Below are 25,752 nucleotides of genomic sequence, written 5' to 3' on the forward strand. Positions count from 1 at the left end.
AGACACAGCAGATTCATAGTTTGAAAGCTGTCCAGGCAAAACCCGCTTCCGACACTACGAAAAGTACAACGCCTATGTGAAATCACTGTTTGCTGCACTCTCCAGTGGTCATCCCGATTCAGCGCCGGACCCACGAGCGCTGGATGCCTTTACCAAAGAGATCGCACAACAGGCCGCTCAGGGGGACGATCCAGACAAAACGGTCGTCATCACAATCAAAAGCGGATCACCCACCTTTGATTGGAAAAAGAACGATAAATTGTGCGATAGCCTGAATACCAAGATCGCCGATAGTGAAATCAATGAATTCCTCAAAAAGCTTTTAAAGGCACTCTGATGCTATTCACAAGCTTCCAGTAATTTGATCGCGTAGTCCCTGTTGGTCTGGTCGCCTACCTCCGCCAGTTTAGCCACAGTGGGCGCGATTTTATCTTTGCAGCTCGCTTGTGCCTGGGCTTGTTGACTAAAGTTTCGAGCCACATGCTGTGCCGCCAACCCGGTGGCAAACACTTTGCCTATTCCCTGGCCCGCAGCGTCTGCTCGCAGGAGTGTGTTTGAGTCGAATGCCGAGAACACGGAAAGAGCGTCAACCCGACTCAATACGTTGCTCAAGTCCTCACTCAGATTCTGGATCTTTTGGTTTGCCTCGTTAATAGCTTTCTCGCCTTGTTCCCGTGTTTCAGGCGTTACCTTCCCTGCAAGCGTTGCTTGGGCGGCGCTGATGTTGTTTTTTTCGATACTGATCTGATTAGCCAGGAAAGCTGCAAGGTTTGCACGCTGCTCCTCGGTTAACGACTCGCCAGATTTCACCTCGTGGACTGATTCAGAGGTTCCGTTTTTGATGCGTTCGACAACCGGAACATAGGCCGCATCGAGAGTATTCACGCCGATCGACGCTCCGAATTCTCCGGTGCCCGTGCCGGGGGCTGAGACCTCTACACCCACGGATGTTTTCGATACGAAGACCAAAGGTGTTTTGCTGGTACAGCCGGTGGCGACCAGTGCAAGCGAAAGAACAAGATAGCGTTTCAAGGGGAGACCTCTGCAGAGTTCGAGCACACGTGGTTGATGGTTTCACCCAATGCTCTTTTGATGTTTTCAATTTCTTTGTGGTCGCGAACGATCAGGATCAGGTTGCAGGAGGATGGGGAGGGGATAACAACAACTTCCTGATTCAGGTAACCAATATTGTTGGTGCCCTGAACGCTGGTGGCACCGACACCGAAGGCGCTGGTGACAATGGCTCGCGCAGGCATGTCGGTCTGTAGATTGACCGGGCCGATGTTGATGAAGCGTTGCTGCGTTTGAGCGCCCTTTACAGTGACAACGGAACAACCACTGGTCAGGCAGGCCGCAAGAAATATCCCTGTCAGACGCATTCATTTCTCCATCCTTGAACCTGCATAAGGCTTAGCCTCGACTTTGGTTGCTGTCAAAGTGATGGCAATTTTTTTTGCTTACGAATGACTGGCTGTATTCCCTAAGCGTGGCTGGACCATCGTCCGTCCATGATTTCAGAGTTGCTTTGGTGAAAATATCTCTATAGATTTTCATGAAATTATAAAAAGATAATTTCATGAGGTCGCGAATGTTCCTGCAATCCAGCCAGCACGTCGACAGCTATTACGCCCACAGTTGCGCCGATATTCTGCGCCATCGCGCTGTTCTGGACGGTGAACATGACGCCGACGTGGTGATCATCGGCGGCGGTTTCAGTGGCCTGCACACGGCGCTGCGTCTGGCCTTGGCTGGCAAACGCGTGACGGTACTGGAAGCCAGTCGCGTGGCGTGGGCAGCGTCGGGGCGCAATGGCGGGCAGGCGATTCTCGGCTGGTCGTGCGATATGCCGCCGCTGGAAGCTGCGCTCGGTCATGAGCGGGCGAAACGCTTGTGGGACGGCATGCGTTGGGCTGCTCGGGAATTGCGTGAATTACCGGGTCGTCACGGCTTCGATATCGATTATCGCCCTGGGCACCTCTGGACATCGGTAATACCACGGCGGGTCAGTCTGCTCCGCGAATGGCAACATGAGGCCAGCCACAAGTGGGGCCACGATGTGTTGCAATTCATTCCTCGTGAACAATTGCCGGAATGGGTGGCCACCGATCGCTATCAGGCCGGGCTTTACGATCCTGAGGGCGCGCACCTCAATCCACTGAAACTGGCACTGGGCCTGGCGGATGCCATCGAACGAGCCGGCGGGCGTATCCATGAACAAAGCAAAGCCTTGAGTTATCAGGAGCAGGGCGGTGGTTTCCGGGTCAACAGCGAGCGCGGCTCGGTGCGCGCCGATGTGCTGGTGCTGGCGTGCAACGCTTATCTCGATGAACTCGACCCGCAACTGTCCAGCTGCATTCTGCCAGTAGGTACTTACCAGGTCGCCACCGCACCGCTGACACCTGAGCAGGCCACGGCGCTGTTGCCGCGCAATGTCTGCGTGACCGATAACCAATTCGTCCTCGATTACTTTCGGCGCACGCCGGATAACCGTTTGTTGTTTGGCGGCGGCTGCACGTATCTCGGTGGCATGCCCAAGGACATTGCGGCGGCGACGCGGCCGTTTCTCGAGCGGGTGTTCCCGCAGCTTAAAGGTGTCGGCATCGAGTTCGCCTGGGGTGGGCATATCGACCTGACGATCAAGCGCACGCCGGATGTCGGCGGCGCGGACAATCGTTATTGGCTGCAAGGCTATTCAGGCCACGGCGTATTGCCGACATTGGCCGCCGCACGCGCGGTGTCCGATGCGATTCTTGGCGACGCGGATGAACTGGCGTTGTATCAGGGCTTGAGCAATGGCCGTTTCCCCGGCGGCAAACATTTCGCGGCGCCGCTGGAAGCCATCGGCAAGGCCTGGTATCGACTGCGCGACAGCATTTGATGAGACTTTTTTCGGAATCGCGTCCATGAACAAGCAAGAAGAAATCGCCGCGCTGGCGATCCTTATCCACGACCTGCGCAAGCACAAGAAGTGGACCCTCAAGGAACTGGCCGACAAGATCGGCCGTTCAGTGGGTTTTCTCTCGCAGGTCGAGCGCGGTTTGTCGCGGCCGACGGTGGCGGACCTGACCGCAATCAGCGAAACCTTCGGCGTGCCGACCACCTACTTCTATAGCCTGCCCAAGCCCAAGGAGTTGCCGTGGGTGACGCGCCCGGACGAGCGCCGCACGCTGTATTACGCCAACGGCATCACCGACATTCTGGTATCGCCGCAGATCCGCGCCTCGTTCTCCATGCTCGAAAGCCATCTCGAAGCCGGCGCGAGTAGCGGTGATCGCCATCTGACCGACAGTTCGGAGCAGGGCGGTTACGTCCTCGAAGGCGAACTGACTTTATGGTTGGGCGACGACGAAGAACCGACCACGCTGACGGCCGGCGACAGCTTCCAGTTCGACAGCCACACCCGGTGCCGCTATGGCAACCTCACCGAGCAGCTGACCCGCGTGCTCTGGGTCTACACCTGATCACAACAAAGGATGAACACGATGGACGCTGTCTGCGCTGACCTGCTCGCCGAAGTGCGTGCCTTTCGCCAACGCTACCCCGAGGTGCGTTATGTCGACCTGATTTCCCTGGACATTCCCGGGCACTTTTACGGCAAGCGTTATCCAGTCGACATGCTCGAAAAAGTCGCCGCTGGCAGCGTCCTGAAGTTGCCGCAGAACTGCGTACTGCTGGGCGTGCAGGGTGGTTTGTTTCCGATTGGCGATTACTGCTTCAACGATGGCGACCCGGATGCCGTGCGCCGTTTGGTGCCGGGCACCTTGACGCCGGTGACCTGGGAAGCGCAGCCGCTGGGGCAGATGCTGATCACTTCCGATGGCACTGAAAAACCGATCGAGTTCGAACCGCGTGAAGTCCTCGCGCAGGTGCTTAAGCGTCTGGCACGCAAAGGCATTCACCCGGTGGTAGCGTTCGAGCTGGAGTTCTATCTGTTCGACAAAAAGCTGCGCGACGGCCTGCCGCAATTCCCCCGCGACGACCTGACTGACGACGCCGATGATCAACCGAACCTGCACATCGAGCGGCTTTCACGCTTCGCGCCGGTGCTGGATGACATGGTCGAAGCCACACGGGCGCAGGGCATCGACGCCACGGTGATTACCGCTGAGCTTGGCCCCGGCCAGTTTGAAATCAACTTCGGCCATCTCGACGACGGTTTACGTGCGGCGGATTGGGCAGCGTTGTTCTGCCGCAGCACGCGCGGTGTTGCGCTTAAACACGGCTATCGCGTCAGTTTCATGGCCAAGCCGTACTTGCAGCATCCCGGCAGCGGCATGCATGTGCATGTCAGCCTCTACGACGCTGAGGGAAATAATCTGTTGGCCGCGAATCAGCAACAGGCGTTGCGCCACGCGGTCGCCGGGTGCCTGGAATTGCTGCCGCACAGCATGCCGATCTTCGCGCCGAACCAGAACTCGATGCGCCGTTTGGGCGGCACAGTGAATACGGCGACCAAGGCCAGTTGGGGTTTTGAAGACCGTGATGCGTGCCTGCGGATTCCCGAGTCGGACGCGAAAAACCTGCGGGTTGAATATCGCTTGGCGGGCGCGGATGCCAATCCATATCTGGTGCTGGCGGCGATTCTGGTCGGGCTTGAACACGGGCTGGAGTCGGGCAAAGAACCGATCGTACCGCTGAATGAAGACCGCAACAGCGGGATCGATTTCCCCAAAGAGATGTTCGAGGCCGTGCGCGCGATGCAGCATCAGCCGCAGTTGCGTGAGGGCTTGGGCGCAGAGTTTGTGGATGTGTATTGCGAGAATAAACGCCAGGATCATTTGGCGTTCATGCAGGACATCAGTGCGCGGGAGTATCGGTGGTATTTGTGACACCTGCAAAAGCAGTCAGCCTTGAAGGGGGCAGGCGCCGCGACTCCACTATACTGCCCCGCGACATCATGGAAGCTTCGTAACAGGGACGGCGATATCGATCATGAACTACAGACGACTGGGACGCTCGGGACTCAAGGTTTCCGCAATTGCGATGGGAACCGCGCAATGCAACTGGTGGGTGGATGAGCCTACTTCACGCCGCTTGTTCGATGCCTATGTGGAAGCGGGCGGTAACCTGATCGACACGGCGGATGTCTACCCGGTCCTGGGCGACGGTGTCGGTGGCAAGGCCTCGGAAGAGTTCGTCGGGCGCTGGTTGAAAACCACGGCCAGCCGCAACCAGGTATTGCTCGCAACGAAGGTTTCCGGGCGCATGGGGGCCGGGCCGAATGACGAGGGGCTTTCCTGGCGACATATCGTCAAGGCTGTGGAGGGTTCGCTTGCGCGTTTGCAAGTCGACTGCATCGATTTGTATCAGGCCCATGATGACTACGATGACGTTCCGGTCGAAGAAACCCTGCGCGCCTTCGAACATCTGGTGCAGCGGGGGATGGTGCGTTACATCGGTTGCTCCAACTTCAAAGCCTGGCGCCTGATGAAGTCACTGGCGATCAGCGAGCGCAACGCACTGGTCGGCTATGTCAGTGTTCAAGAGCGCTACAACCTGCTCGAACGGCGTCGAGTCGAATCCGAACTGCAGCCATTGTGCGTGGAAGAGGGCGTCGGGCTGCTGCCGTACAACCCGCTCGCCAAGGGCTTTTTGTCTGGCCTGTACCACCCGCAGGCAGGATTGCCGGATTCTCCGCGCGCGCCGGGTGTACAGAGAGACTACTTCAATGAGCGCAACTGGCAGATCCTTGAATCACTGCGTCGGATTGCGCGGGACTGCGACAGTACCTGTACGCAAGTGGCACTCGCCTGGCTGCTGGCGCAACCAGCGGTGGTGGCGCCCGTGGTGGGGGCCAGTACTGTCGAGCAATTGCGCGAGATCATGGCGTCCCCGCAACTGCACCTGCCGGCCGCCGATGTCAGTCATCTCAACCAGATCAGCCAGCCGCCGGTTACATAGCCATCAGGCACTGCTTGCCGGCCGTCCGACGCGCAAGCCCAGCCTGACTTGCCGCAGGTAATCCTGGCGGTTGTAAGGGTTGGCCAGGGTGCGCTCCCGTCGAGGCGCGGTACCCGCGATCGGCGTATACGTGGCCAGTTGGCTCTCCATAAAACCGAGGCCACTGGTGACATCGGGTATCTGGTGTTGCAACTTGTAGATTCGCGTGGTGACGATCGAGCCTTCGATCCGCGCGGTCTCTGCGTCCAGCGTGGTGCCATGGATTGTGGCTCCAGCCTTGGCCAGCAAACCATGAACCGCGCTGCTCATGGCCGCCGGCACTTCGATGCTGAATTGGCTGCGTGGCTCGCAGACCTCGGTGCCGGCGCGAGTGATCGCTGCTGCCAGTACCAGCGGTGTGAGGTGTCGAAAATCAGCTGCAGTGCTTGAGGGCGATGCATAGTCGACGGTGGTCAATGTCACCTCGCAATCGTGAACCATCCAGCCGCACGGGCCTTCCTTGAGACTCTCGAAGACGGATTCTTCGATCGCTTTGTAGAAACTCGTCGGCATCAGCCCTGCATGGGCCTGCCGAATAAACGTGAGCCCCGAGCCCGCGGCCCCTGGACTGACACGAATACCGACGGTGGCGAGAAACGGGTTGTCGGGTTCATCGATAGATTCCTGGGCTTGACCAGACGCTTGCAGGGTTTCAACGCAGATCGCCGAGCTTTCCTCGAAGACCGCCTCTATGGCGCACTCCTCTTGCAACGTGGCCTGGATGATTTCCTTTTGCACCTCGCCGTACAGCGAGACGAACATTTGCCCTGCTGGATTTCGACGCAAATCGATCAGCGGGTCCTGTTCTGCCAGCAGGCTCAAGGCTTCCCAGAGGGCTTTGGTCTGCGCTGGCAAAGCGGCTGAAACATGGGTTTCGATCGCCGGTGGGGTAAAGGTGTGCGCGGCGGTGTTTCGTTCTTTGCACGCGCCGATCCGATCACCGATGCGTACGCCTTCAAGCCCGCTGATACAAGCGATCTGGCCTGCGCGGGCGAGGGTTGCCGGTTGCAGACCGCCGCTCTCGGAGACCTGAATGGCGGTGATTCTGCTGGTGCCTTGCGGCGTCTCGATTGATTGGCGTACGTGCAGCGTGCCGGCCTGGACGCAAACATGAAAACGCCGGTGCCCACCCCAGCCCCGGTCGATTTTGAATACCGAGGCGAGCACGGGCGCCTCGGCATCGTGACATTTGGCCGGGGCCAACCGCGTGAGCGTCTCGATCATCTGTGCGACACCTACTCCAGTAATGGCGGACCCGGCAAACACCGGATTGATCAGTCCTCTGCCCAGTTGCTCGCGCACTGCTTGCTCAAGACGCGAACCGTCGATTGTTTGCGCCGCCGTCACGTAGTCGTGCAACAACGTCTCATCGTGTTCGCACAACACGTCCAGCCACTGTGAAGTGACCTCGGCTGACGCCGGGTCAATGCGCTCGACCGTCGCCTGCGCCGTTCCGGCCTCGTGCACAGCGTACAAGGCCAGCAGGCGACTCTTGAGTTGTACTTCGAGAGCCTCCAGAACGCGCAGAAAATCGGCGCCTTTCCGATCAACCTTGTTGATGAAGAACACATGAGGTATCGCCATGCGTTGCAGGGCATTGACCAGTACTCGGGTTTGCGCCTGAACTCCCTCGACGGCCGACACCACGACGACGGCGAGGTCCAGCAAGGCAAGCGTACGCTCCACTTCGGCAATGAAATCCGGGTGTCCGGGGGTGTCCAGCAGATTGACCAGCAGGTGGTTGAACTCGAACGAGGCCACGGCGGATTTGATCGTGATGCCGCGCTCCCGTTCCAGCAGCAGGTTGTCGGTGCAGGTGTTGCCCGAATCCACACTGCCCAGGCGCAGACGCGCACCGGCATCGAACAGGATCCGTTCGGTAAGGCTGGTCTTGCCGGCATCGACGTGCGCGAGGATTCCCAGATTAAGGGACTTCATGGTTGATCGCTCCTGATCATACGGCTGACGAGGCGGTTGTCGGCCGGTCGAACTCCATTCGAATGCGCTGTCTCACGGCGGATACTTCCAGTTACCACCGCTGACGGTTGTTTAAACTAGTTGAGGTTTGCAGGTGCGTCAATTCACCACGGAATGTTGCAATTTGTTTCTGCTGTACCTTTCAACGCGGAAGGTGCCGAAATCGCGAGGCGCGACGGCGGGTAACTTTCTGTACACCGTCAAAAATCGCAAAAAACATGATCGGGTTATTTTTCATTTAAACCATTGATACACGTCGAAAAACGCCATTGGAACTAACTAGAAGGTTCGTTTTAACCTGGAAAGTGCCTTTCACAAACTTTCTTGACGTATCTTCGGATGACAGCTAAATCTTACGGCGCTGCAATTTGCAGCAAACTTTAAATCACATGGAGATAGTGAAATGATCAAATATCAAAGCGTACAAAATCGGATGCTGTCGGCGCTGTTCATCCTCTGAGAAGCGGTAACTTTTATTCCGGTCGTGTTGAAAGACTTGGCTGCGAATGAAGTAACGGAATCGCATGGATACTCCATGCATACTTTCAAAAAAGGAGCTTCAACATGATTAAGTTCAATAGCGTACAGAACCGAATTCTTTCGGCACTGTTCATCCTCTGATTGTCCGCTGTACACAAGATACCGGTGTCTTGTGAGGTACGGCCGAAGCGTTGCTTCGGCCGTATTTAATCTCGACAGCGCAGTTTCTACATGTCATTAGGGAAAGTGATATGCACAGCAAATTGGACGATGCGTTTTCGCGCGCCGTGTTTTTCTATGATGACTCAGGCGCTCATCCGACGAATTGGTCGCGCTCCGTGTGTGCGGGGCTGGCGGAACAGAACTTCGATGAGGTGCCTTATCGGGTGCCTCAACTGCTTGAACCCTCGACGTTGATTGAAGTGGCGCAGCGCCACGCCATAGGTGTCGACGAACTGGAGTTTTTTTCCTACCCGATGGATGGCCCGGTGACCAAGGTCAAGTGGTTGGCCGACATGCTGGAGTGGGCCCCGCCAGTGCAGAAATTGAGCCTCGCGCAATGTCTGGCCGCCAGTTGCAGGTACCGCTACGCCAATCAGGTCCTGACGAAAATCCCTTACGAGGCACTGTTTCCCGACCAGCGTGTGACATTTCATCTGACCCGGTTCGCCATCCAGAACCGTCTTGAAATGACCACATCGCATCAGGAAGACTTCACTGCGCTCAAAGCATTGCTGCAGGCTCAGCGTATGCCACCGTCGCGGGTTCTGGACGTTTGCTCGCAGGCGATTGTCTGGAAATTGAAAGGCGACTCCATCGATGATGAGCTGAACAAATGGTTCATCGACGCTGGCGAAAAGGCTGCCCGGCAGATTGCCTCGAGCGACGCGCCGGTGGATCTGGTTTCGCTGTCATCGTTCTATCGCGGACTGGCCATGGTGCCGGCAGCCCGGGGCGATGTGGCAACCACGCGGCAATACATGCTGCTGGCCGAAGAATATGCCGATGCCGTCATACGTGGTGAAAAAGGCGCGAGTATCCCGGCAAGGGAAGCGCGCAAGACTGTTTATGAATCCAAGCTCAAGGAAATGCTCTATGTCGCCCGCGACATCGAGAGCGCCCGCCAGGTGGCTGACGAGTTGATCGCCTACGATCCCCACTGGAGCATCTCCTACCACGAGGCTGCCGAGATCGAAGTCAAGGATCAGCAATGGCAGCGTGCGTTGCAACGTTACCAGCAAGCTTACGATATCGGTTTTCCACGAGTGACTTACTCGCAGTACATGATGGGTGCCTGTCATCAGCAAATGGGCAACTTCGATCAGGCATTGGCGGCATTCAAGGACACCCTGTCGCTGGACAATACCAATATATCCGCAGGCGTCGCCGGTTATGGGGTGGCCCGAGAACATGTTCCAGAACAGTTGCCTTACTTCAAGTCCTGCATCGACCGCTGGCATGCTGACGGTATATTGCCCGACGAATATCGAGGGTTAGTCCAATGAGCGTCGCACTCGACAAGATCAGGATAGTCGCTGTCGATCATATTCAACTGGACGTCGCTGACATTGAAGAGAGTCGCGATTTTTATGCGCGAGTGTTTGGCTTCGAAGTCAAGGAAGTGGGTATTCGCGCATTTACTCGCTGGATGACGATCGGGGCCAATGAAACACTTTATTTATGCATGCATGAATATGCAGAAGGTCGCGGCGTAAAAAACGATGGTCTTGAAATTACTCACTTCGGGATTTTGGTGGAGGACTTTGATCGAGTATTGACGCAACTTCGCGATCATGGCGTCAAGTTGCTGCCAGACTATGAAGTTCAATATCATTCTTCACGTTCCGTTTATTTTATTGACCCTAACGGTTACAAGGTCGAAATTTCCGAGAAGTACGGCGGCGGTATCGAAAGTGCCAGGTACACCTCATGCTGAGCGCTACCTCGGATCGCGCGGCACCCGGAACGGTGTATGCGCAGCACCTGCTAAGCACCTGGTACAAAAACAACCAGGCGCTGCGCAGTCACAGACCCTGGCGGGAAAGCTCGCACAAGGACTGGCAGGCTCCTCCGACTTTTCAACGCACGGTGTCCTGCGACGAGAGGGTTTGGAGCATTCCCGGCAGGATCGCTGATGACCGGATTCTGTTCGGCTGCTGGGATAACAGCTTGCAGTGCGTACGCTTGAGTGACGGCGAGCCACAGTGGCGGTTTGCGACTCAGGGACCGGTCTACAGCTCGCCAGCCGTGTCGGCAGACGGCAGTTTCGTCGTGGGCTGCGAGGACCATCTGCTACGTCGCATCTCCCGTGACGGCGAATGCCTGTGGACGTTTCAGGCGCAGGGGCCGTTTCACGCCAGCCCGACCATCGACTCGGCCAGGGATATCGTCTACGCCGGCAGCTACGACCATACGCTCTACGCCGTCGATCATGCTTCGGGCACGTTGCTGTGGAAGCAATCCTTCGACGATCAGGTTGAGGACGACCTCTACAGTTCACCGGCACTGGACGGGAACGGCAATGTCATCGTCGGTACGGACAATGTGCTGATGTGCTTCAGCCCCGAAGGCGAGGAGCGCTGGAGAATCACCGAAACCAGCCGGTTTGAAGGCACTGCTGCGATCGACCATGCCTCGGGACGCGGGATCATCGGCACCGAAGTCGACGGCAAGATCATTGTCTTCAATGCTGCCGACGGCACGGTGCTGCAGCAATTTCACACCGACGGTTTCGTGGTGTCCTGCCCGAGCCTGTCGCCCGAAGGTGTGGCGTATGTCGGCAGCAATGACGGTCACGTGTACGGCATTGATCTGCACAGCCTGAAGATGTTGTGGCGGGTCAATCTCGCCTGCGAATTCCGCTACACACCCTTTACCGTGCTGCCAAGCGGCGACGCGTTGTTCGTTGGCACCGACGAGCGCTTGCACTGCCTGGCCCAACATAGCGGACAAACCTTGTGGCAACTGGAGCACGACACGGGATTTCATTCCTCGCCGTTGCTCACGGATGATGGGCACCTGGTGATTGGCTCGCACCGTAACGCTGTGCATTTTTATCAATGGATCCGCTAGCGTGGATCGAACCCCGGCAGTAAACAGGAGTGTTGGATGAGTCACGAACAGGAAGTCGAGACGCTCTTCGACGAATGGGCCATCGAGGATGGCGCGGTGGACATGGCCCGCGAGCATTGGGCGCGGGTCGAACCGGTATTGTCCGCGCTTGAACCCTCTACAGGTCGCTACCTGGAGATCGGTCCGGGCAACGGATATGCCCTGGAGTATATGGCCCGCTCGAAGTTTGCCAACGGCTATTGCCGGGCTGTGGAGCTCAGTCAGGAAATGGCGATTATTTGCCAAACCAAGGTCAAGAACTACGACAACGTCGACATCGATGTCGAAAGCTTCATGAACTGGCAGCCGCCGGCGGGCATGCAGTTTGATCTGATATTTTCCATGGAGGTGTTCTATTACTTCGAAGACATCACCGCCGCCATCGAAAAAGCCGCCGGCCTGCTGGCGCCCGGTGGCGAGCTGATTGTCATGGTGGACTATTACGAAGAAAGCGAAGAGTCGCAGGGATGGGAGCAAGAGCTGGAGGTCAAGCTGACACGCTGGCCACGAAGCCGATACCTCGAAGCCTTCAAAGCGGCGGGCCTGCAAGGTGTCAGCCAAGAGGAAAAAAGTGGTGGCGTGCAAGAGCATGGCGTAACGCTGTGCACCCGAGGTACAAAAACCTCGACAGGCGTAGCCGCGTGACGCAGCGCAAAAAACCATTGCCGCGGTCGCCAGGTGTAGCGGGTGAGCCATGCGCGTTGCCGGGAAGGCGCCGGTGATTTCCCATCTGGATCACGTCGTCTACCCTGTGTCGCAAGGCCTGTTCGATGAGGTCATCGGCCAGTTTGCCCGTGCAGGCTTCACGGCGCATACGCGACAAGTGCGTCACGATGATGGCCGCGTCAGCGCATTCTTCCGGTTGAGTGGCGGGTATCTGGAGTTCTGCTCGGGCAATCTGGATGGGAGCGATCGAGGTTGTTCAATCTGGCTGTGTTCAACGGATCTGGTGGCACATCTGGCGTGCCTTTTGCCGTCGCAACGCGCGGCCCTGTCCATGTCGGCCAAGGCTCCGGCGGGGGAGACGGCGCCGGCCTGGCTGATCGCCAACGTACCCACTGGCAGTACGGACGATGTCAGTCTGTCGCTCATCGAGTACGTGCGCGGCATCGGTGGCGACCTTGCCACTCAAGTCTCGGATAACGGTTTGTTTGCGCTCGGCGGGGTGTCCTTGCTCTGTGCCCGGCCCGAGCAGGAACAACACCATTACTTCACACACCTGGATGACCGGATCAGCATCGCAATGGAGCCGGGACGCTTGATGATCGGCCAGCAGCGTCTGGCCTTTCTTGATCGTCAGACATTACCCGGCAACGCGTCGACCGCGCTGATGGCGGCGCCGTGTCTGGTGCACCTGATCACGGTTGACGTCGATCGGACGAAGGCGACGCTGCTGGCGGCCGGTTTCAAACTGCAAGAAGTACTCGGCCTCGGCCTGTTGGCGCAATCGAGTCTGGTGCCTGCGGTTTGCCTGGTGATCGACGACGGTTTGTCTGTGCAAGACCATCACGATCAACTGCTGGCTCGCCGTGGCTGAGTACGCCAACATACAGGGATCGCCACCGCTACATGCTGGCGTGTTGACTGAAGTGAAGGATGCGGGATTTCAAGGAAAGGTATGTCAAAAGCAATCGAGCTGTGTGGTATCAGCAAGGTTTACGAAGTTTACCGGGCCCGTGATGACCAGTCGCGCAGCCTGCTGCGTTACTTTCGTCGCGAGAAGACGTACGTGCCGGCTGTTACGGATGTTTCCTTCTCGATAGACGCGGGTGAGGTGGTTGGCTTTCTCGGCGGTAATGGCGCGGGCAAGACCACCACGCTGAAAATGCTCTCGGGTATCGTGCGACCCAGCGCAGGGCACCTCTCGGTACTGGGCCATGACCCGTTCAAGCGGCGCGCGGAGTTTCTCAAGTCGATCGCGCTGGTCATGGGGCAAAAGCAGCAGTTGACCTGGGATCTGCCAGCGCTGGAGTCCTTCCATCTTCATGGTGCGCTATACGATATTGCGCCTGTCGAATGCAGGCGCCGGATCGATGAGCTGTGCCAGTTGCTGTCCGCCGGCGACATCATTCGGCGTCCAGTCAGGAAGCTGTCGTTGGGCGAACGGATGAAATGCGAGCTCATTCTTTCGCTGCTGCATCGCCCGAGTATCCTGTTTCTCGACGAGCCGACCATCGGCCTTGACCTGGAAATGCAGGTCGCCATTCGCAAATTCCTCCTCGAGTACAACCGCGAGTCTGGCGCCACGATCATTCTCACCTCCCATTACATGGCGGACATCGAGGCATTGGCCAACCGCGTCATTGTGCTGGACCAAGGACGCGTGGTGTTCGATGGCGCACGTCAGGCACTGGTCAAGGCGCACGTCAACGAACGCCAGGTCAGCCTGCGCTTTTCCTCGCAAGTCGGCAGCGACGAACTGAGCGTTTACGGCACTCTGCTCAGCCTGGACAGTGAAAGCGCCGAGCTGCTGGTGCCTGAAGAGCAGTTCGCCGCCACCGTGGCGCAACTGCTGGCGAACTTTCCGGTGACGGACATCTCGATCCAGACGCCATCCCTGGAGCAGGCGTTTCCGCGCCTGTTGCTGCCAAAGGAGCACGCGTGATGGTTGCTCTGGCTTCGTGGCCCGGCATCGCCGGGCGCCTGCTGCGCACAAGCGTGCTGGTGACGGTGGTCTACCGGGCGCAGTTGTTTGTCTGGTTGATCAGCGGCGTTGCACCGTTGTTCATGATGATGATCTGGTGGGAGCTGTCTCGGGACAAGGTCATCGGCGGCTATGCGCCCAGTGATTTCGTAGCGTATTTCCTCGGCATCTATCTGGTCAGACAGCTGACTGCCGTATGGGTCATCTTCGTTTTGAACGACGAAATCCGCCAAGGCACGCTGTCCGGTCGCCTGCTGAAACCGGTCGCACCTTTCTGGTTTCATGTGGCGGAGCATTTGGGGCAGATGGTGGTGCGCGCACCGATCGTCATCACCGTGTTCTGCATCGGGGCCTCGTTGTTTGCCATCGACCTGGCAGCGGTCGCCTGGCGATTACCGTTGTTCCTCGTCTCGCTGGTGCTGGCCTGGATCATTATTTTCCATATCTATTACTGCGTCGGCCTGCTTGCGTTCTGGATGGCCAATTCGCTGGCGCTGGATGCAATGGTCTGGTCGATGTACACGGTGCTGGGCGGCATGCTGATTCCGGTCGACCTGTTTCCCGAAGCGACCCGTCATCTGGTGGCGTTGCTGCCGTTTTCTGCCTCACTGGATTTTCCGGTCAAGGTATTGATCGGCAAGGCGGCCGACGGCGATCTGCTGCAGGGTTTCGCGGTGCAGCTGTTCTGGGTGGTGCTGCTGGTGGGGCTGCGCCGAAGGCTGTGGCGCCAAGGGTTGAAGCGTTTTTCGGGGGCCGGCATATGAACCTGCGACCGTTGAAAGTGCTGCTGGCCCTGATCAGGCATTCGATGCTTGCGGAGTTGGAATTTCGTATCAATGCCGTCACCAATGCCCTGAACACGGTGGTCGGGATGCTCCTGGCGCTGTACTTCCTCGATGCCATGTTCAGCGAAGTCGGAAGTCTGGGGGGCTGGAACCTGCATCAGGTACTCGCGCTGTTCGGCGTGGCCCTGGTGCTGGAAGGTTTGCTTGAGGTCTGGCTGTTTCCCAGCCTGCACGCGCTGTCGGAGCAAGTGCGCACCGGGGATCTGGACTACATGCTGGTGCGCCCGGTCGACAGCCAGTTTCTGGTGTCATGCTCGAAAATCAGCCTTTGGGAACTGCCTCGTGTATTGATCGGGCTTGCGGTCGTTGTGTATGCGATGCACAGCGAAGGTGCGCTAGGGGTGGGCAATCTCGCGGCGTTTCTGGGGTTGATGGCGGCAGGAGTGGCGATCTTCTACTCGTTGTTTCTGATCACCTGCACCTTGTCGATCTGGTTTGTGAAGATTGGTGATGTCTGGATCATCAGCTACACGCTCATGGAGATCGCGCGGTTTCCGGTCACGGCGTTTCCGCAGACGATCCGCATGATCCTGACGTTTCTGGTCCCGGTGTATTTCGTTTCGAATGTCCCGGTAGCAGCGGCCATGGGCATGGTCGGCTGGCAGGAGGTCATGGGCGCGCTGCTTTTTGCCGTCGCGTTTGTTTGTCTGTCACGGGTGTTCTGGCTGTTTGCGCTGCGTTCCTATAGCAGTGCCAGCAGCTAGCGTTTGAGCCGCCGCGCAACTGAATGCGCGGCAATTGCGATCGTCCACACAGGGAAGTTCTCGATGAGTCGTTATTCCGGGCCTGTTTTCGATGCGCACGTGCATACCGAATTTGCGCGGGCGGACAGTCTGCAAGCTTTCAAGGCGCTGCAAGCGCGCTTCGACATCCGCGCATCCGTAACGGATTCGCATAACCCCGGTTGCGATGCCGGGCAGTTGCAGGCGCTAGGCGTGACCAGGTGCGCGGTCATCGCTCAGCCTGAGTGGTCGCCAGAGTCGCTGGCGCAGGACCTGGCGTGCGGTGTCTATGGGGCCATCAAAATCAATCTGGGATTCATGCATGTTCATGCTGACGATCACAGGCTCATGCCGCTGTACACCCTGGCGCGCCAGTTTGATGTCCCGGTGCTGTTCCACAGTGGCGACACAGGCTGGCATCGCTCCAAGCTCAAGTACGCCCACCCGCTCAGTCTGGACGAGGTCATCGTCGACCATCCGGACGTGAATTTCGTTCTGGTTCACAGCGCTAACCCGTGGTTTACCGATGCCGCTGTGCTGGCGGCGAAAAACCACAACGTCTGGCTCGAACTCAGTTCGATCATCGAAGGTTCGCTAAGCGACGTTTCGCAAGCCACGCTTGGTCGGTTGATGGTCGAACCGATCCGCTGGATGCTCGATTACACCGGCAAACCGGAGCGGTTCCTCTTCGGTTCGGGCTGGCCCAGCGTCGATTACCCTGGGTACGTGGCCGCGTGCGCCAGTGCCATCGACGAGCAGCACCACCGGCAGGTGTTCTTTGACAACGCCGCACGGCTGTTCAAGTGGCCGGGCGAAGGGGAGCCGACATGCGACGCGCGCTCCTGAAAAAAGCCAGGCAAAAAAACGCTCGCGCTCCGGTCTTTCGCGGTTACCTGAAAAACAAGCTCCATGCGGCAGCGCTCGCCGAAGTTTGTCGGACCTTGTCCAGCGCCCGTTTTGCCGGGCGCGGGGCAGGGGAACCCGGTGCGTGGCGAGCATCACTGTGGATTGCGCGAAAAGTCCGAGCGCTAGGGTTGACGCCCTGGCAGGGCCGCCGGGGCCTGTTCCAGTCAGTCCCCCTCGGTTGCGCCACGGTGCGATCCGATGCGAAAAGCTGCCGGGCGATCATTCAGGGTGATACCCGCTACAACCTCGAACAGGACGATGAACTGCTGATCCGCTCACAGCAAACCAGGGTTTCGCTCGACCACGCGCCTTTGGTGTTTGTCGGCTATGGCATTGTCGCAGCGCAGTTTGACTGGGACGATTACGCCGGACTGGATGTCGTTGGCAAAGTGGTCGTGGTGTTGCCCAACGATCCCGGACGCAACAGCCCGGAAGGCGAACTGTTCCTCGGCCAACGCATGAGTTACTACGGGCGCTGGGAGTACAAATACGAGGAAGCGGCCCGCCAAGGTGCGGCGGGCGTAATCATCGTCCACACCGATGAACTGTTCGGCAGCGCGTTTCATCTGGTGCAGGACGAAATGCGCCGGCCGTTTCGCTTTCTTCCGCACGCGGTGCGCAGTCGGCTGGATTTCGAAGGGTTCTGCAGCGAAAGGTTCGCACGGCGATTGCTAGCTGACGGCGGTGTTGACCTTGATGCATTCATCGCCGCACCCAGGCCAATGGCGGGGCGCCTGTGCCGTCTCGATGCACACCTGCAACTGCGGCTCGATTGCGACATTGGCATCCGGCATTGTCGGAATGTGCTGGCGATGCAAAAGGGCCGACTGTTTCCCCGCCAATGTGTCCTGTTCTGCGCGCACCTGGATCACCTAGGCAAAACCGCCGACGGCAGCGGTTATTACCCGGGCGCTGTCGATAACGCGATCGGTGTGGCGGTCTTGCTTGAGCTGGCCAGACGTCTGGCCGACTCCACGCCGCTGCGGCGCACGGTACTCTTTGCCTGGACGTCTGCTGAAGAGGTCGGCATGCACGGTTCCGCACGGGTCGCACAGTTGATCCGCGAGACGGGGCTGGAGGTGGTGGCGGCGCTTAACGTCGATGGTTTCGTACCGATTGGCAGAACCCGTGATCTGTTTCTGGTGGACGGCGATCAGTCCGATTTGCCCAATGCCTTTGTCAGTGCCGCCCACACCCTGGGGCGCACAATCAGTCTCGATGAAGAGCCTTCGGCGGGATATTTTTTCCGCTCCGATCAGGCGAGTTTTGCCAGGATTGATATCCCCACGGTGCAGGTGAGCACCGGCAGCGACTTGCTCAAAGGAGGCGTTGAGGAAGGCATGAAGCGGCATGATTTCTATGACTCGAATACCTACCACCACACATCCGATAGGTTCAACCGCTACTGGGATTTTGCCAGCGTCATTGCCGATGTCGACGTCCTTGACGAAACCCTGCATCTGCTCGGCGATTCTTCAATGCGTCCGGCGCTGCGCAGGCGTTAAAGGCCGGGCTATCGACCTTGCATGCAATGATGGCAATATGGCAGCTACTGGAGAGGTAGCATTCGGCGCGAAGCGAAGCCGGATGTCATGCGTATAGGGACGAGGAATATGGCTTCGATTCAAATGGATGGTGAGGACAAGACCGCAAAGATCAGCGACTGGGCGATTCGCTGGAGCGACAGGGACGCATTTCTGCAGCTGACCTGTCATTATCCCTCCAGAAAAAAAGACACCCGCCCGCTCAGTGATTGTCTGGTTTCGCCCACCCGCGAGTTGACCAATGTCTTGCTGCACAAGCGCGGCAGCACGATCGTCAAGCCCATTGCCAACGCTACGATTTACGGCGAACGCTATGCTGTTGTGCACTATCCGGGCAGCAAAAAGCCCTATGTCTACAAGATGGACGGCATTGGCTTTTCCGTTCCGACACCGATGAAGGACACGCCGGTCTTCCGCTATTTCAATACAGTGGCGAACGCCCGAAAGGATCACGCTGCGTCGCAGACTGATCGTGAGATTGCCGACAATGTGCTGCGCCAACTCGAAGCTCTGCCCGCCATCGCTGGCACTGCTTTGCAAGCCTACTGTACGGGGCGCAACGGCACGCTGGCTCCGGGGCAGGGGCTCATCTATCCGTTCGGGCTCAATGAGAGTCAGCTTCAGGCAGTCGAGCGGGCGTTCAGCGCGCAAGTCTGCGTGATCGAGGGTCCGCCAGGAACCGGCAAGACCCAGACGATCCTCAACATCCTCGCCAATATTCTGTTACGTGGGCAGACGGTAGCGGTGTTGTCCAACAACAATGCTGCCGTGGAAAACGTCTACGAAAAGCTGGAGAAATACGGCCTGGGCCACTTGGTCGCCAAGCTTGGCAACCAAGACAAACGCCAGGCCTTCTTCGCCGACTTGCCTGCGTGGCCATCAAGTCTGCCCGAGCCAGCACTGTCCCTGGATGAGATCCAGGCCTTGCTGGCCCGCTTGAAGCAGCACCTGCAAGACCACAACAGGGCGGCGCAACTGCAAATCGAGCTGGACGAGCTGGTCATCGAGCGGCGCTACCTGCAGCAGTGGCAGGCAGAAAGCGAGGTGCAGGCCAACGGTTCGCTCGACAAGTACGGCCTGACACCGCGCAAGACGGCGGACCTCATGGCCTACCTGGCTTACCTCGGCGAGCAGCGCATTCATCTCAAAGACCGTATCGAGCTACTGTTCAAATTCAGGATCTTTCGCACCAGGCCATTCGCCGACGCCGAGGCGCGGATGGCCGTTTTCCATGCACTGCAAATGCATTATTACGACAAGTCGCTGCGGGACAAGGAAGCGCAGTTGCGGGCGTGCCGTGAAACGTTGGCACGCGCGAATTTCACGGCGCTGCTGAAAGAACTGACAACCGCATCGATGCAGCATCTCAAGCACCACCTGCAACTTCAGGTACCGCCGTCGGACAGCTTCGATGTCAAAACTTACCGCAGGCATTTCGATGCCTTCCTGCAGCGCTTCCCTATCCTTGGCAGCGGCACGCACTCGATCGTCAATTCGATCGCGCCGGGAGCAGTCCTCGACTACGTGATCATCGATGAAGCCTCTTTGCAGGACATCGTGCCGGGCATCCTGCCACTGGGTTGCGCCAAGAACCTGATCGTCGTGGGTGACAACCGCCAGTTGCCGCATATCCCCGTGGCACTGGGGCTTCAAGCGCCCGCCGAGGCCTACGATTGCGAGCGCTACAGCTTGCTGGATTCGTGCATTGCCGTGTTCCAGGACGCGCTGCCCAGAACCCTGCTGAAAGAACATTACCGCTGCCACCCCCGGATCATTCAGTTCTGCAACCAGCAGTTTTACGACAATGCACTGGTGCCGATGACCGAGGACAACGGCGAAGAGCCCCTGCGACTGGTGGTGACCGCCAAGGGCAACCACGCCAGGCAGAACACCAACCTTCGGGAACTGGACTCCCTGCTGAAGGTGCTTGAGGAGGAGGGGCAGCCCATCGGAATAGACGGCGAGGGCCGAGGTTACATTGCCCCGTTCAGGGCACAAGTCAATTTGTCCGGCACGCACTTGCCGGCGGATTTCGTCAAGGACACCGTGCACAAGTTTCAGGGGCGCGAGTGTGATGAAATCGTGTTCTCCAGCGTGCTCGACAAGAAACGCTACAACCAGGCGCGAACACGCCTGGATTTTGTCGACGACCCCCGCATGATCAACGTGGCCGTTTCGCGGGCCAAACATCGCTTCACTCTGGTGACCGGGGACGAGGTGTTCACGGACAACAATGGCCACATCGCCGCGCTGATCCGCTACATCAGCTATTACGCGCAGGATGAGCAGATCGTACGCGCGCCGGTGGTGTCGGCATTCGACTTGCTGTACCGCGAGTACGACCAGTCTCTGGCACGACTGGATGCCCGCTTGCGGCCCGAGGATTCACGCTACAAGTCCGAGCAGATCGTGGCACAGTTGCTGCGCGAAGCGCTGTCCGCCCCGGCGTGCCAGGCATTGAAGTACCACACACAGATCCAGCTGGATAAGCTTGCATCGCCGGCTGGCCTCGACTGGACGGAGCCGCAGCGGGCGTTCATGCGGCGCGCCAGTTGCGATTTCGTGATCTATTTCAAAGTGGGCAAGCAACCGATAGGTGTGATCGAGGTCGATGGCGGGTACCACGACCAACCTGTGCAGGCTGCTCGGGACGCCATGAAAAATGAGATTCTGGCTAGAAGTGGCATTCCCATTCTGCGGCTGCGCACAGTTGAGAGTGACATTGAGCGCAAAGTTGGCGACTTTATCGGGCAGTGGGCCAGTCCTGCGCAGAAAGAATAAGCACTAGGGCAGAGGCTGTCAGCCCCTGAAATTCTTCTTTAACTCAAATAAAGTTTTGAAAAAATATTCAAGCTATTTACATGGCAGAGCAGACATAGATGAAACTAAGCTCGCCTGAGAAAAAATCGAAAAGAATAGTCGTTAAAATTATAGTGACTTTGCTTTTTGGTGCATGGCTTAGTTATGCGTTTTGGTCTGTCGGCATTTCAGCGCGAACAGTTTTAATGCCTGAAGTCCCCGAGTGGCAGACGTATTTGCTGATAAGCGCTATTGCTGGACTTGTTGCGGCGGGTCGAACAATGCACAGGCGCCCTGACGGTAACACCGCAAGAAAAGTTTTCGATTCTTTTATTGGTTGGTTTTGCTTAGGTTTGATTTTATCTGTAAATAGTTATGATGCCGCCGCCTACCTTATGCCTGGCGAGATCATTGAATATGAATCCGCCTATGAAATAACCTATCCTGGCCCTTCCTCTTCAAGGTTCGGTCATTGCGAGGCAGGATTATGGATCGTAGATTCACGCACGCACCGAAAAATTAAGCTTTGTACGAATAAAGCGGACTTGAATGAAAAAATAAAACAAGGCACGAATGCTGTGTGGGTGAGGGCCCGAGCAAACAAAATAGGTAGCTACATCGTCGGCTATACATTTTTCCAGAAGTAAAGCGACTATAGGGATAACGCTTTCGATCGCCGCTTCGATAATGCGCAGAGAACGCCTTAAGCAAGGGGTTCGGGCAGAAGCCGAGGTTTGCCCTACAGCGAGTAGAAGCAAGAAGATCAGGAGTTAAACAGTGCATTGTACCTGCAGTGGCAGAAGCGATCTGGTAGAGATTGGTCAGCATTACACGGCGTTTGTCGCAGGAATGCGCTGCCTTGCAACGGCGGACTGGGTCAAACTATTGCAATGCCCCGAGTGTGGGCAGCTTTGGCGCACCGATGAGTGGGATAAGTATCAAACCCTGTACGCCCGCAAGTTGGACTCGCCCGAAGGCTGGGAATCAGTTGATATGGAATCCTTGATAAAGCTACGCATCGTCGAGAATCATGGCGGTCTGGATACGTCTTCTTGCCTGGCGAAGGACTGCAAACAACATGCACTCAAAGGAAGAGCCTATTGCGTTGACCACTTTTATCAAAACGGAACAAGAGTTTGATCCGCTGAAAGTGGCCATTGCGGCACCTCACTTCTCCTTTGATGGCTTCAGCATTGATTCTTCCTCAGCTAAACGCCTGCGCTTCATCGTGCTGTGACAGCGGCTGCACCGCGAGGTGCGGGGATTCGCCGAAGTACTCGATCAGCAGATCCGTGAGCACGCGGATCTTGCGCGCGGGATGCGGGCCTGGCGCGCGGAGGATGTAGGCACCGGCCGGGGGCGGTGGATGGTTGGTCATGATCGGTACGAGTGCACCCGAGGCGATGTGTTCGTGGGTGAGGCAATCGGGCAAGTAGGCGACGCCGAGGCCGGCAGTCGCGGCTGCGGCGAGGGCAGTGCCGTTGTCAGCCTTGAAGCGTCCTTGCGGGCGAACCGTGATGATCTTGTCAGCCTCCATGAATTGCCAGGCTTCGGTGCCTTGCATGAGTGCCTGATGGGCGTGCAGTTCGTCCGGGGTTTCGGGGGCGCCGTGCGCTTTGATGTAGTCGGGGCTTGCGACGAGCTTGGTGAAGACCGGGCCGATACGTCTTGCGATCAAGTTGGAGTCCTGCAGATAACCCACGCGAATGGCGCAATCGTAGCCCTCGGTAATCAGGTCAACGAAGCGATCGCTGTAGCAGGTCTGCATGTGCAATTGAGGGTGACGGCGCGCCATTTCCGCCAGCACCGGGGCGAAGTGTGTCGGCCCGAACGACAACGGCACTGCTACGCGCAAGCGACCGCGAAGGGCGCCGGCGGGCAAGATGGTTTCCTTGGCGATGTCGATTTCGCTGCAGACTCGGGCGGCGTAATCGCGGAACGTCGCGCCGGCCTCGGTGAGTGATGCCCCGCGCGTCGAGCGTGCCAGCAGTTGCACGCCCAGTTCTGCTTCAAGCCGGGCCAGCCGGCGGCTGACGATTGATTTCGAAACCCCGAGCCGCAGCGCAGCCTGTGAAATACCCCCGGCATCCGCCACTTCGACAAAGGTTTGCAGTTCTTCGATATCCATTTTCGCGTTCCCCTTGGCGCGACACAGTTCGCCTCGGGATGCTACTACTGCAGCGAATAGGGGAACAGCACAATGGCTTTTCCAGCCGCGGCGTCACACGCCAGTGTTCTGGAACCCATCAGCCGCACGGGCCACGGCCGCTGCACCGACGTGCGTTACCCATACAAAAGGACCTGCAAATGGCAAGCGAAACAATCCGCAACCCCCACACCGATCAACTGCTGACGCCCGACAATTCAGCGTTGATCATCATCGACTATCAACCGGTTCAGGTGTCCTCGATCCGCTCGATGCCACGGGATGAACTGGTCTTCAATATCACCAGTGTTGCGAAGGCGGCGCTCAACTACAACCTGCCGATCATCCACTCGACCGTCAATGTCGCGACCGGCCGCAACAAACCACCGATTCAAGAGTTGCAAGCGGTGCTCGGTCATCTGCCGACCTATGACCGCACATCGATCAACAGTTGGGAGGACACCGAGTTCAAGCAAGCGGTCAAGGCGCTCGGGCGCAAGAAACTGATTATGACCGCGCTGTGGACCGAAGCGTGCCTGACCTTCCCGGTGCTCGATGCGATCCAGGAAGGCTATGAGGTTTACGTGCCGGTCGATGCGGTGGGAGGCACGTCGCTCGCTGCGCACGACGCGGCGTTGCGCCGAATGGAGCAGGCGGGTGCGAAGCTCATCAGCCGCGTGCAAATGTACTGCGAACTGCAACGCGACTGGGCGCGAGAGGTAACCGTGCCAGGTTTCATGGGCGTGTTCGAAAACTTCGACGGCTTCAACGCTGAAAAGGCGCTGGAGGCGGCGGGCAACAAGGCCTGATTAACGGGCTGTTGTTGAAGGTGGCGCTGGCGACAGCTGGCGCGGCCTTCATTTAGCTTGTTTCTAATGCCGCAAAATAATCTGAACCGCTCCGAGGCCTGCTCGCCTAATGATTAGCTTGTGGTCAATCGCACAGGCCCTGTGTCAGTCACGGCACACTCCGAGAGGTGGTCAACGTGGCTAAAGACAAAAAGAAAAGCAAAGACAAAGGTGACGCTTCGAAAGCCAGCAAGGATTTGAAGGACAAAAAGTCATCGCCTGAGAAGAAATCAGCAGCGGCTTCGGCGCTTTCAAAGTCCTCCGACAAGGACAAGAAAGACAAGAAGAAAGATGCCGAGCCGAAGAAGTCTGCCAAGAAAGCCGATAGCAAGCCTGAGAAGGCCAAGGATTCAAAGAAGGCTGACAAGCCGGCTAAAAAGAAAAAGTGATCTTGAAGGCAATAAAAAACCCGGCATTCAAACCGGGTTTTTTATTGCCTGCTATTTGCAGATCAGAGCGCCGCTTTGACCTGCAAACCAAACACCAGCGCATTGTCGATGTCCTGCCCGGAGAACGCGCCCGGCTCGATGATGTACTGCAGATTCGGCCGCAGGGTCAGCCAAGGCGTGGCCTGATAACCGTAGCCGAGTTCGATCAATTGCTCGGCGCTGTCCAGGTTCGGGAATGCCGTGCCATTGTTCAATGCGGCGTCCTGCAGCACGTCGCGGCTGCGCGGGTTCGGTACGGCGCGACCATAACCCAGCGCTACGGTGTCACGCGGACGACCTTCGAACGGTTTGTACAGAACCACGCCAGTGCCGTACCACTTGCTGAACGGCGAAGCCGCTTCGCTGGCCGCCGAGTACTGACCGAAGGCATGCAGGCTGCGGCCTTCGGACGTTGGCGAGTTCCAGACGGCCTGATCGATCAGCAGGTAATGACCGCCGCGACCGGACACTTCTTTATCGCTGCCGATGCGTTTTACATCAGAGCTGTCGTAGTAGTAACCGAGCTTGTATTCGCCGGGCAATTCACCCGCATGTTTGTACACCAGCTCGATCGGCACCACGGTGCCAGTGGTGTGTTTCGGGCCAAGGTGCCAGGCGCGGCTGGAGTTGCCGTTGCTTTGCGGGTCGACGTTGAATGCGGCCACGCGCAGTTGCCACGAGGACGACAGATCGTATTTCACCCGCACGCCCAAATGGGCATTGGGGTAGTTGGTCCAGCCGCTGCCGCCGGACATGTTCAGCGGATGGCCGCAGAAACCGGCGTTCATGAAGTTGCACAGAATGCCGCTGTCGAGGCCGCCGAGGTCGTTGCCCATGGCCATGTAACCGAGTTTCACATTGAGCGCCGGGGTAAACACGCTGCGCTCGTAGCTCAACTCGGTCAGGCGCGTGTACAGGCCACCGTAGTTTTCCTGGATCGGCAAGCGGTTGCCGACAAGGTCTTCCGAGGCGCTGTTGCCGCGACGGTCGTTGATGGTCAACTGGACTTTGCCGGCATTGTCGACGCCGTACAGTTTGCTCAGGTCGAACTGCACGCCGAGTTTGATGTTTTGCGAGTAGCGCGCCGAGCGATGCAGGCCGCCGTCGGCGTTGTATGCCATTTCACCGCTGTAATCGCCGGTGAACTTGATGCCTTGTTCATCCATCTGGTGACGCAAGCCACCCCAGTCACCGGTGAGGGTGCTGCGGGTCAACAGATCGGAATCGTTGTCGGCCAACGCGGGGAGGGTGGTGGTGCACGCGACGCCCAGCAACAGGCCTTTGAACAGGTCGGAACGGGAAAAACCAACAGCCGATAGCATGTAAATCTTCCTGCAGAAAACATGAGCAATAGGGGGGAAA

At 57.9% G+C, this 25,752-nt stretch carries 25 protein-coding genes; 20 read left to right on the forward strand and 5 right to left on the reverse strand.

Annotated features, from left to right (window positions below):
• Positions 1-76: 76 nt before the first annotated feature.
• Positions 77-337, forward strand: coding sequence for a hypothetical protein (locus PspR84_RS14260; protein WP_160057757.1), 261 nt, complete (start codon positions 77-79; stop codon positions 335-337).
• A gap of 2 nt (positions 338-339) precedes the next feature.
• Here PspR84_RS14260 and PspR84_RS14265 read toward each other — a convergent pair whose 3' ends face one another.
• Positions 340-1,032: a hypothetical protein gene (locus PspR84_RS14265; protein WP_160057758.1), complete on the reverse strand. Its 693-nt coding sequence runs from the start codon at positions 1,030-1,032 to the stop codon at positions 340-342.
• Positions 1,029-1,379: a hypothetical protein gene (locus tag PspR84_RS14270; protein WP_160057759.1), complete on the reverse strand. Its 351-nt coding sequence runs from the start codon at positions 1,377-1,379 to the stop codon at positions 1,029-1,031. Before PspR84_RS14270 ends, PspR84_RS14265 begins: the two co-directional genes overlap by 4 nt.
• A 209-nt stretch (positions 1,380-1,588) precedes the next feature.
• Between PspR84_RS14270 and PspR84_RS14275 the strand changes: the two genes are divergently transcribed.
• The 4 genes from PspR84_RS14275 (at position 1,589) to PspR84_RS14290 (ending at position 5,901) form a co-directional block, all read left to right on the forward strand.
• Positions 1,589-2,878, forward strand: coding sequence for an FAD-binding oxidoreductase (locus PspR84_RS14275; RefSeq protein ID WP_160057760.1), 1,290 nt, complete (start codon positions 1,589-1,591; stop codon positions 2,876-2,878).
• 25 nt (positions 2,879-2,903) lie between these two features.
• The gene (locus tag PspR84_RS14280) at positions 2,904-3,461 is read left to right on the forward strand and encodes an XRE family transcriptional regulator (RefSeq protein ID WP_160057761.1); all 558 of its coding nucleotides are present in this window, start codon (positions 2,904-2,906) and stop codon (positions 3,459-3,461) included.
• A 21-nt stretch (positions 3,462-3,482) separates the two neighbouring features.
• Positions 3,483-4,829: a glutamine synthetase family protein gene (locus tag PspR84_RS14285; protein ID WP_160057762.1), complete on the forward strand. Its 1,347-nt coding sequence runs from the start codon at positions 3,483-3,485 to the stop codon at positions 4,827-4,829.
• A gap of 103 nt (positions 4,830-4,932) precedes the next feature.
• A complete protein-coding gene (locus PspR84_RS14290; protein WP_160057763.1) occupies positions 4,933-5,901 on the forward strand; it encodes an aldo/keto reductase in 969 nt (322 codons plus the stop codon).
• Between the two features lie 3 nt (positions 5,902-5,904).
• Here the strand turns inward: PspR84_RS14290 and PspR84_RS14295 are convergent, their stop codons facing one another.
• The gene (locus tag PspR84_RS14295; RefSeq protein ID WP_160057764.1) at positions 5,905-7,878 is read right to left on the reverse strand and encodes a GTP-binding protein; all 1,974 of its coding nucleotides are present in this window, start codon (positions 7,876-7,878) and stop codon (positions 5,905-5,907) included.
• Positions 7,879-8,648: 770 nt separating this feature from the next.
• Here PspR84_RS14295 and PspR84_RS14300 point away from each other — a divergent pair.
• The 13 genes from PspR84_RS14300 (at position 8,649) to PspR84_RS14360 (ending at position 22,205) form a co-directional block, all read left to right on the forward strand.
• Positions 8,649-9,902: a tetratricopeptide repeat protein gene (locus PspR84_RS14300; protein WP_160057765.1), complete on the forward strand. Its 1,254-nt coding sequence runs from the start codon at positions 8,649-8,651 to the stop codon at positions 9,900-9,902.
• Positions 9,899-10,333, forward strand: coding sequence for a VOC family protein (locus PspR84_RS14305; protein WP_160057766.1), 435 nt, complete (start codon positions 9,899-9,901; stop codon positions 10,331-10,333). The genes PspR84_RS14300 and PspR84_RS14305 overlap by 4 nt, the downstream gene beginning before the upstream one ends.
• Positions 10,327-11,469: a PQQ-binding-like beta-propeller repeat protein gene (locus tag PspR84_RS14310; RefSeq protein WP_160057767.1), complete on the forward strand. Its 1,143-nt coding sequence runs from the start codon at positions 10,327-10,329 to the stop codon at positions 11,467-11,469. The genes PspR84_RS14305 and PspR84_RS14310 overlap by 7 nt, the downstream gene beginning before the upstream one ends.
• Positions 11,470-11,505: 36 nt before the next feature.
• Positions 11,506-12,153: a class I SAM-dependent methyltransferase gene (locus PspR84_RS14315; protein ID WP_160057768.1), complete on the forward strand. Its 648-nt coding sequence runs from the start codon at positions 11,506-11,508 to the stop codon at positions 12,151-12,153.
• Between the two features lie 49 nt (positions 12,154-12,202).
• A complete protein-coding gene (locus tag PspR84_RS14320; RefSeq protein ID WP_160057769.1) occupies positions 12,203-13,045 on the forward strand; it encodes a hypothetical protein in 843 nt (280 codons plus the stop codon).
• A gap of 81 nt (positions 13,046-13,126) precedes the next feature.
• On the forward strand, positions 13,127-14,113 hold the full coding sequence (locus PspR84_RS14325; RefSeq protein ID WP_160057770.1) for an ATP-binding cassette domain-containing protein: 987 nt from the start codon (positions 13,127-13,129) through the stop codon (positions 14,111-14,113).
• Positions 14,113-14,916, forward strand: a complete 804-nt coding sequence (locus tag PspR84_RS14330) for an ABC-2 family transporter protein (RefSeq protein ID WP_160057771.1) — start codon at positions 14,113-14,115, stop codon at positions 14,914-14,916. Before PspR84_RS14325 ends, PspR84_RS14330 begins: the two co-directional genes overlap by 1 nt.
• Positions 14,913-15,701, forward strand: coding sequence for an ABC-2 family transporter protein (locus PspR84_RS14335; RefSeq protein ID WP_160057772.1), 789 nt, complete (start codon positions 14,913-14,915; stop codon positions 15,699-15,701). The genes PspR84_RS14330 and PspR84_RS14335 overlap by 4 nt, the downstream gene beginning before the upstream one ends.
• Positions 15,702-15,764: 63 nt before the next feature.
• The gene (locus PspR84_RS14340; RefSeq protein ID WP_160057773.1) at positions 15,765-16,565 is read left to right on the forward strand and encodes an amidohydrolase family protein; all 801 of its coding nucleotides are present in this window, start codon (positions 15,765-15,767) and stop codon (positions 16,563-16,565) included.
• A 188-nt stretch (positions 16,566-16,753) separates the two neighbouring features.
• Entirely contained in the window at positions 16,754-18,130 is a 1,377-nt protein-coding gene (locus tag PspR84_RS14345; protein WP_160057774.1) for a M20/M25/M40 family metallo-hydrolase, read from the forward strand.
• A 108-nt stretch (positions 18,131-18,238) separates the two neighbouring features.
• Complete coding sequence (locus PspR84_RS14350) at positions 18,239-20,950, forward strand: AAA domain-containing protein (RefSeq protein WP_160057775.1); 2,712 nt, start codon at positions 18,239-18,241, stop codon at positions 20,948-20,950.
• A 98-nt stretch (positions 20,951-21,048) separates the two neighbouring features.
• Complete coding sequence (locus PspR84_RS14355; RefSeq protein ID WP_160057776.1) at positions 21,049-21,615, forward strand: hypothetical protein; 567 nt, start codon at positions 21,049-21,051, stop codon at positions 21,613-21,615.
• A 431-nt stretch (positions 21,616-22,046) separates the two neighbouring features.
• Positions 22,047-22,205 carry a hypothetical protein gene (locus PspR84_RS14360; RefSeq protein WP_160057777.1) on the forward strand — a complete coding sequence of 53 codons (159 nt, stop codon included), beginning with the start codon at positions 22,047-22,049 and terminating at the stop codon, positions 22,203-22,205.
• On the opposite strand, the gene PspR84_RS14365 is transcribed toward PspR84_RS14360, so the two are convergent.
• Positions 22,173-23,096, reverse strand: a complete 924-nt coding sequence (locus tag PspR84_RS14365) for a LysR family transcriptional regulator (RefSeq protein ID WP_160057778.1) — start codon at positions 23,094-23,096, stop codon at positions 22,173-22,175. The two genes, PspR84_RS14360 and PspR84_RS14365, sit on opposite strands and share 33 nt — an antisense overlap.
• 179 nt (positions 23,097-23,275) lie before the next feature.
• Here PspR84_RS14365 and PspR84_RS14370 point away from each other — a divergent pair, with 179 nt between their 5' ends.
• The gene (locus tag PspR84_RS14370; RefSeq protein WP_160057779.1) at positions 23,276-23,923 is read left to right on the forward strand and encodes a hydrolase; all 648 of its coding nucleotides are present in this window, start codon (positions 23,276-23,278) and stop codon (positions 23,921-23,923) included.
• 167 nt (positions 23,924-24,090) lie between these two features.
• On the forward strand, positions 24,091-24,351 hold the full coding sequence (locus PspR84_RS14375; RefSeq protein WP_174244450.1) for a hypothetical protein: 261 nt from the start codon (positions 24,091-24,093) through the stop codon (positions 24,349-24,351).
• Positions 24,352-24,413: 62 nt separating this feature from the next.
• Here the strand turns inward: PspR84_RS14375 and PspR84_RS14380 are convergent, their stop codons facing one another.
• On the reverse strand, positions 24,414-25,712 hold the full coding sequence (locus PspR84_RS14380; protein ID WP_160057781.1) for a carbohydrate porin: 1,299 nt from the start codon (positions 25,710-25,712) through the stop codon (positions 24,414-24,416).
• Between the last annotated feature and the right edge of the window lie 40 nt (positions 25,713-25,752).

Origin of the sequence: Pseudomonas sp. R84 (genome assembly GCF_009834515.1) — a bacterium.
Lineage (GTDB): Bacteria > Pseudomonadota > Gammaproteobacteria > Pseudomonadales > Pseudomonadaceae > Aquipseudomonas.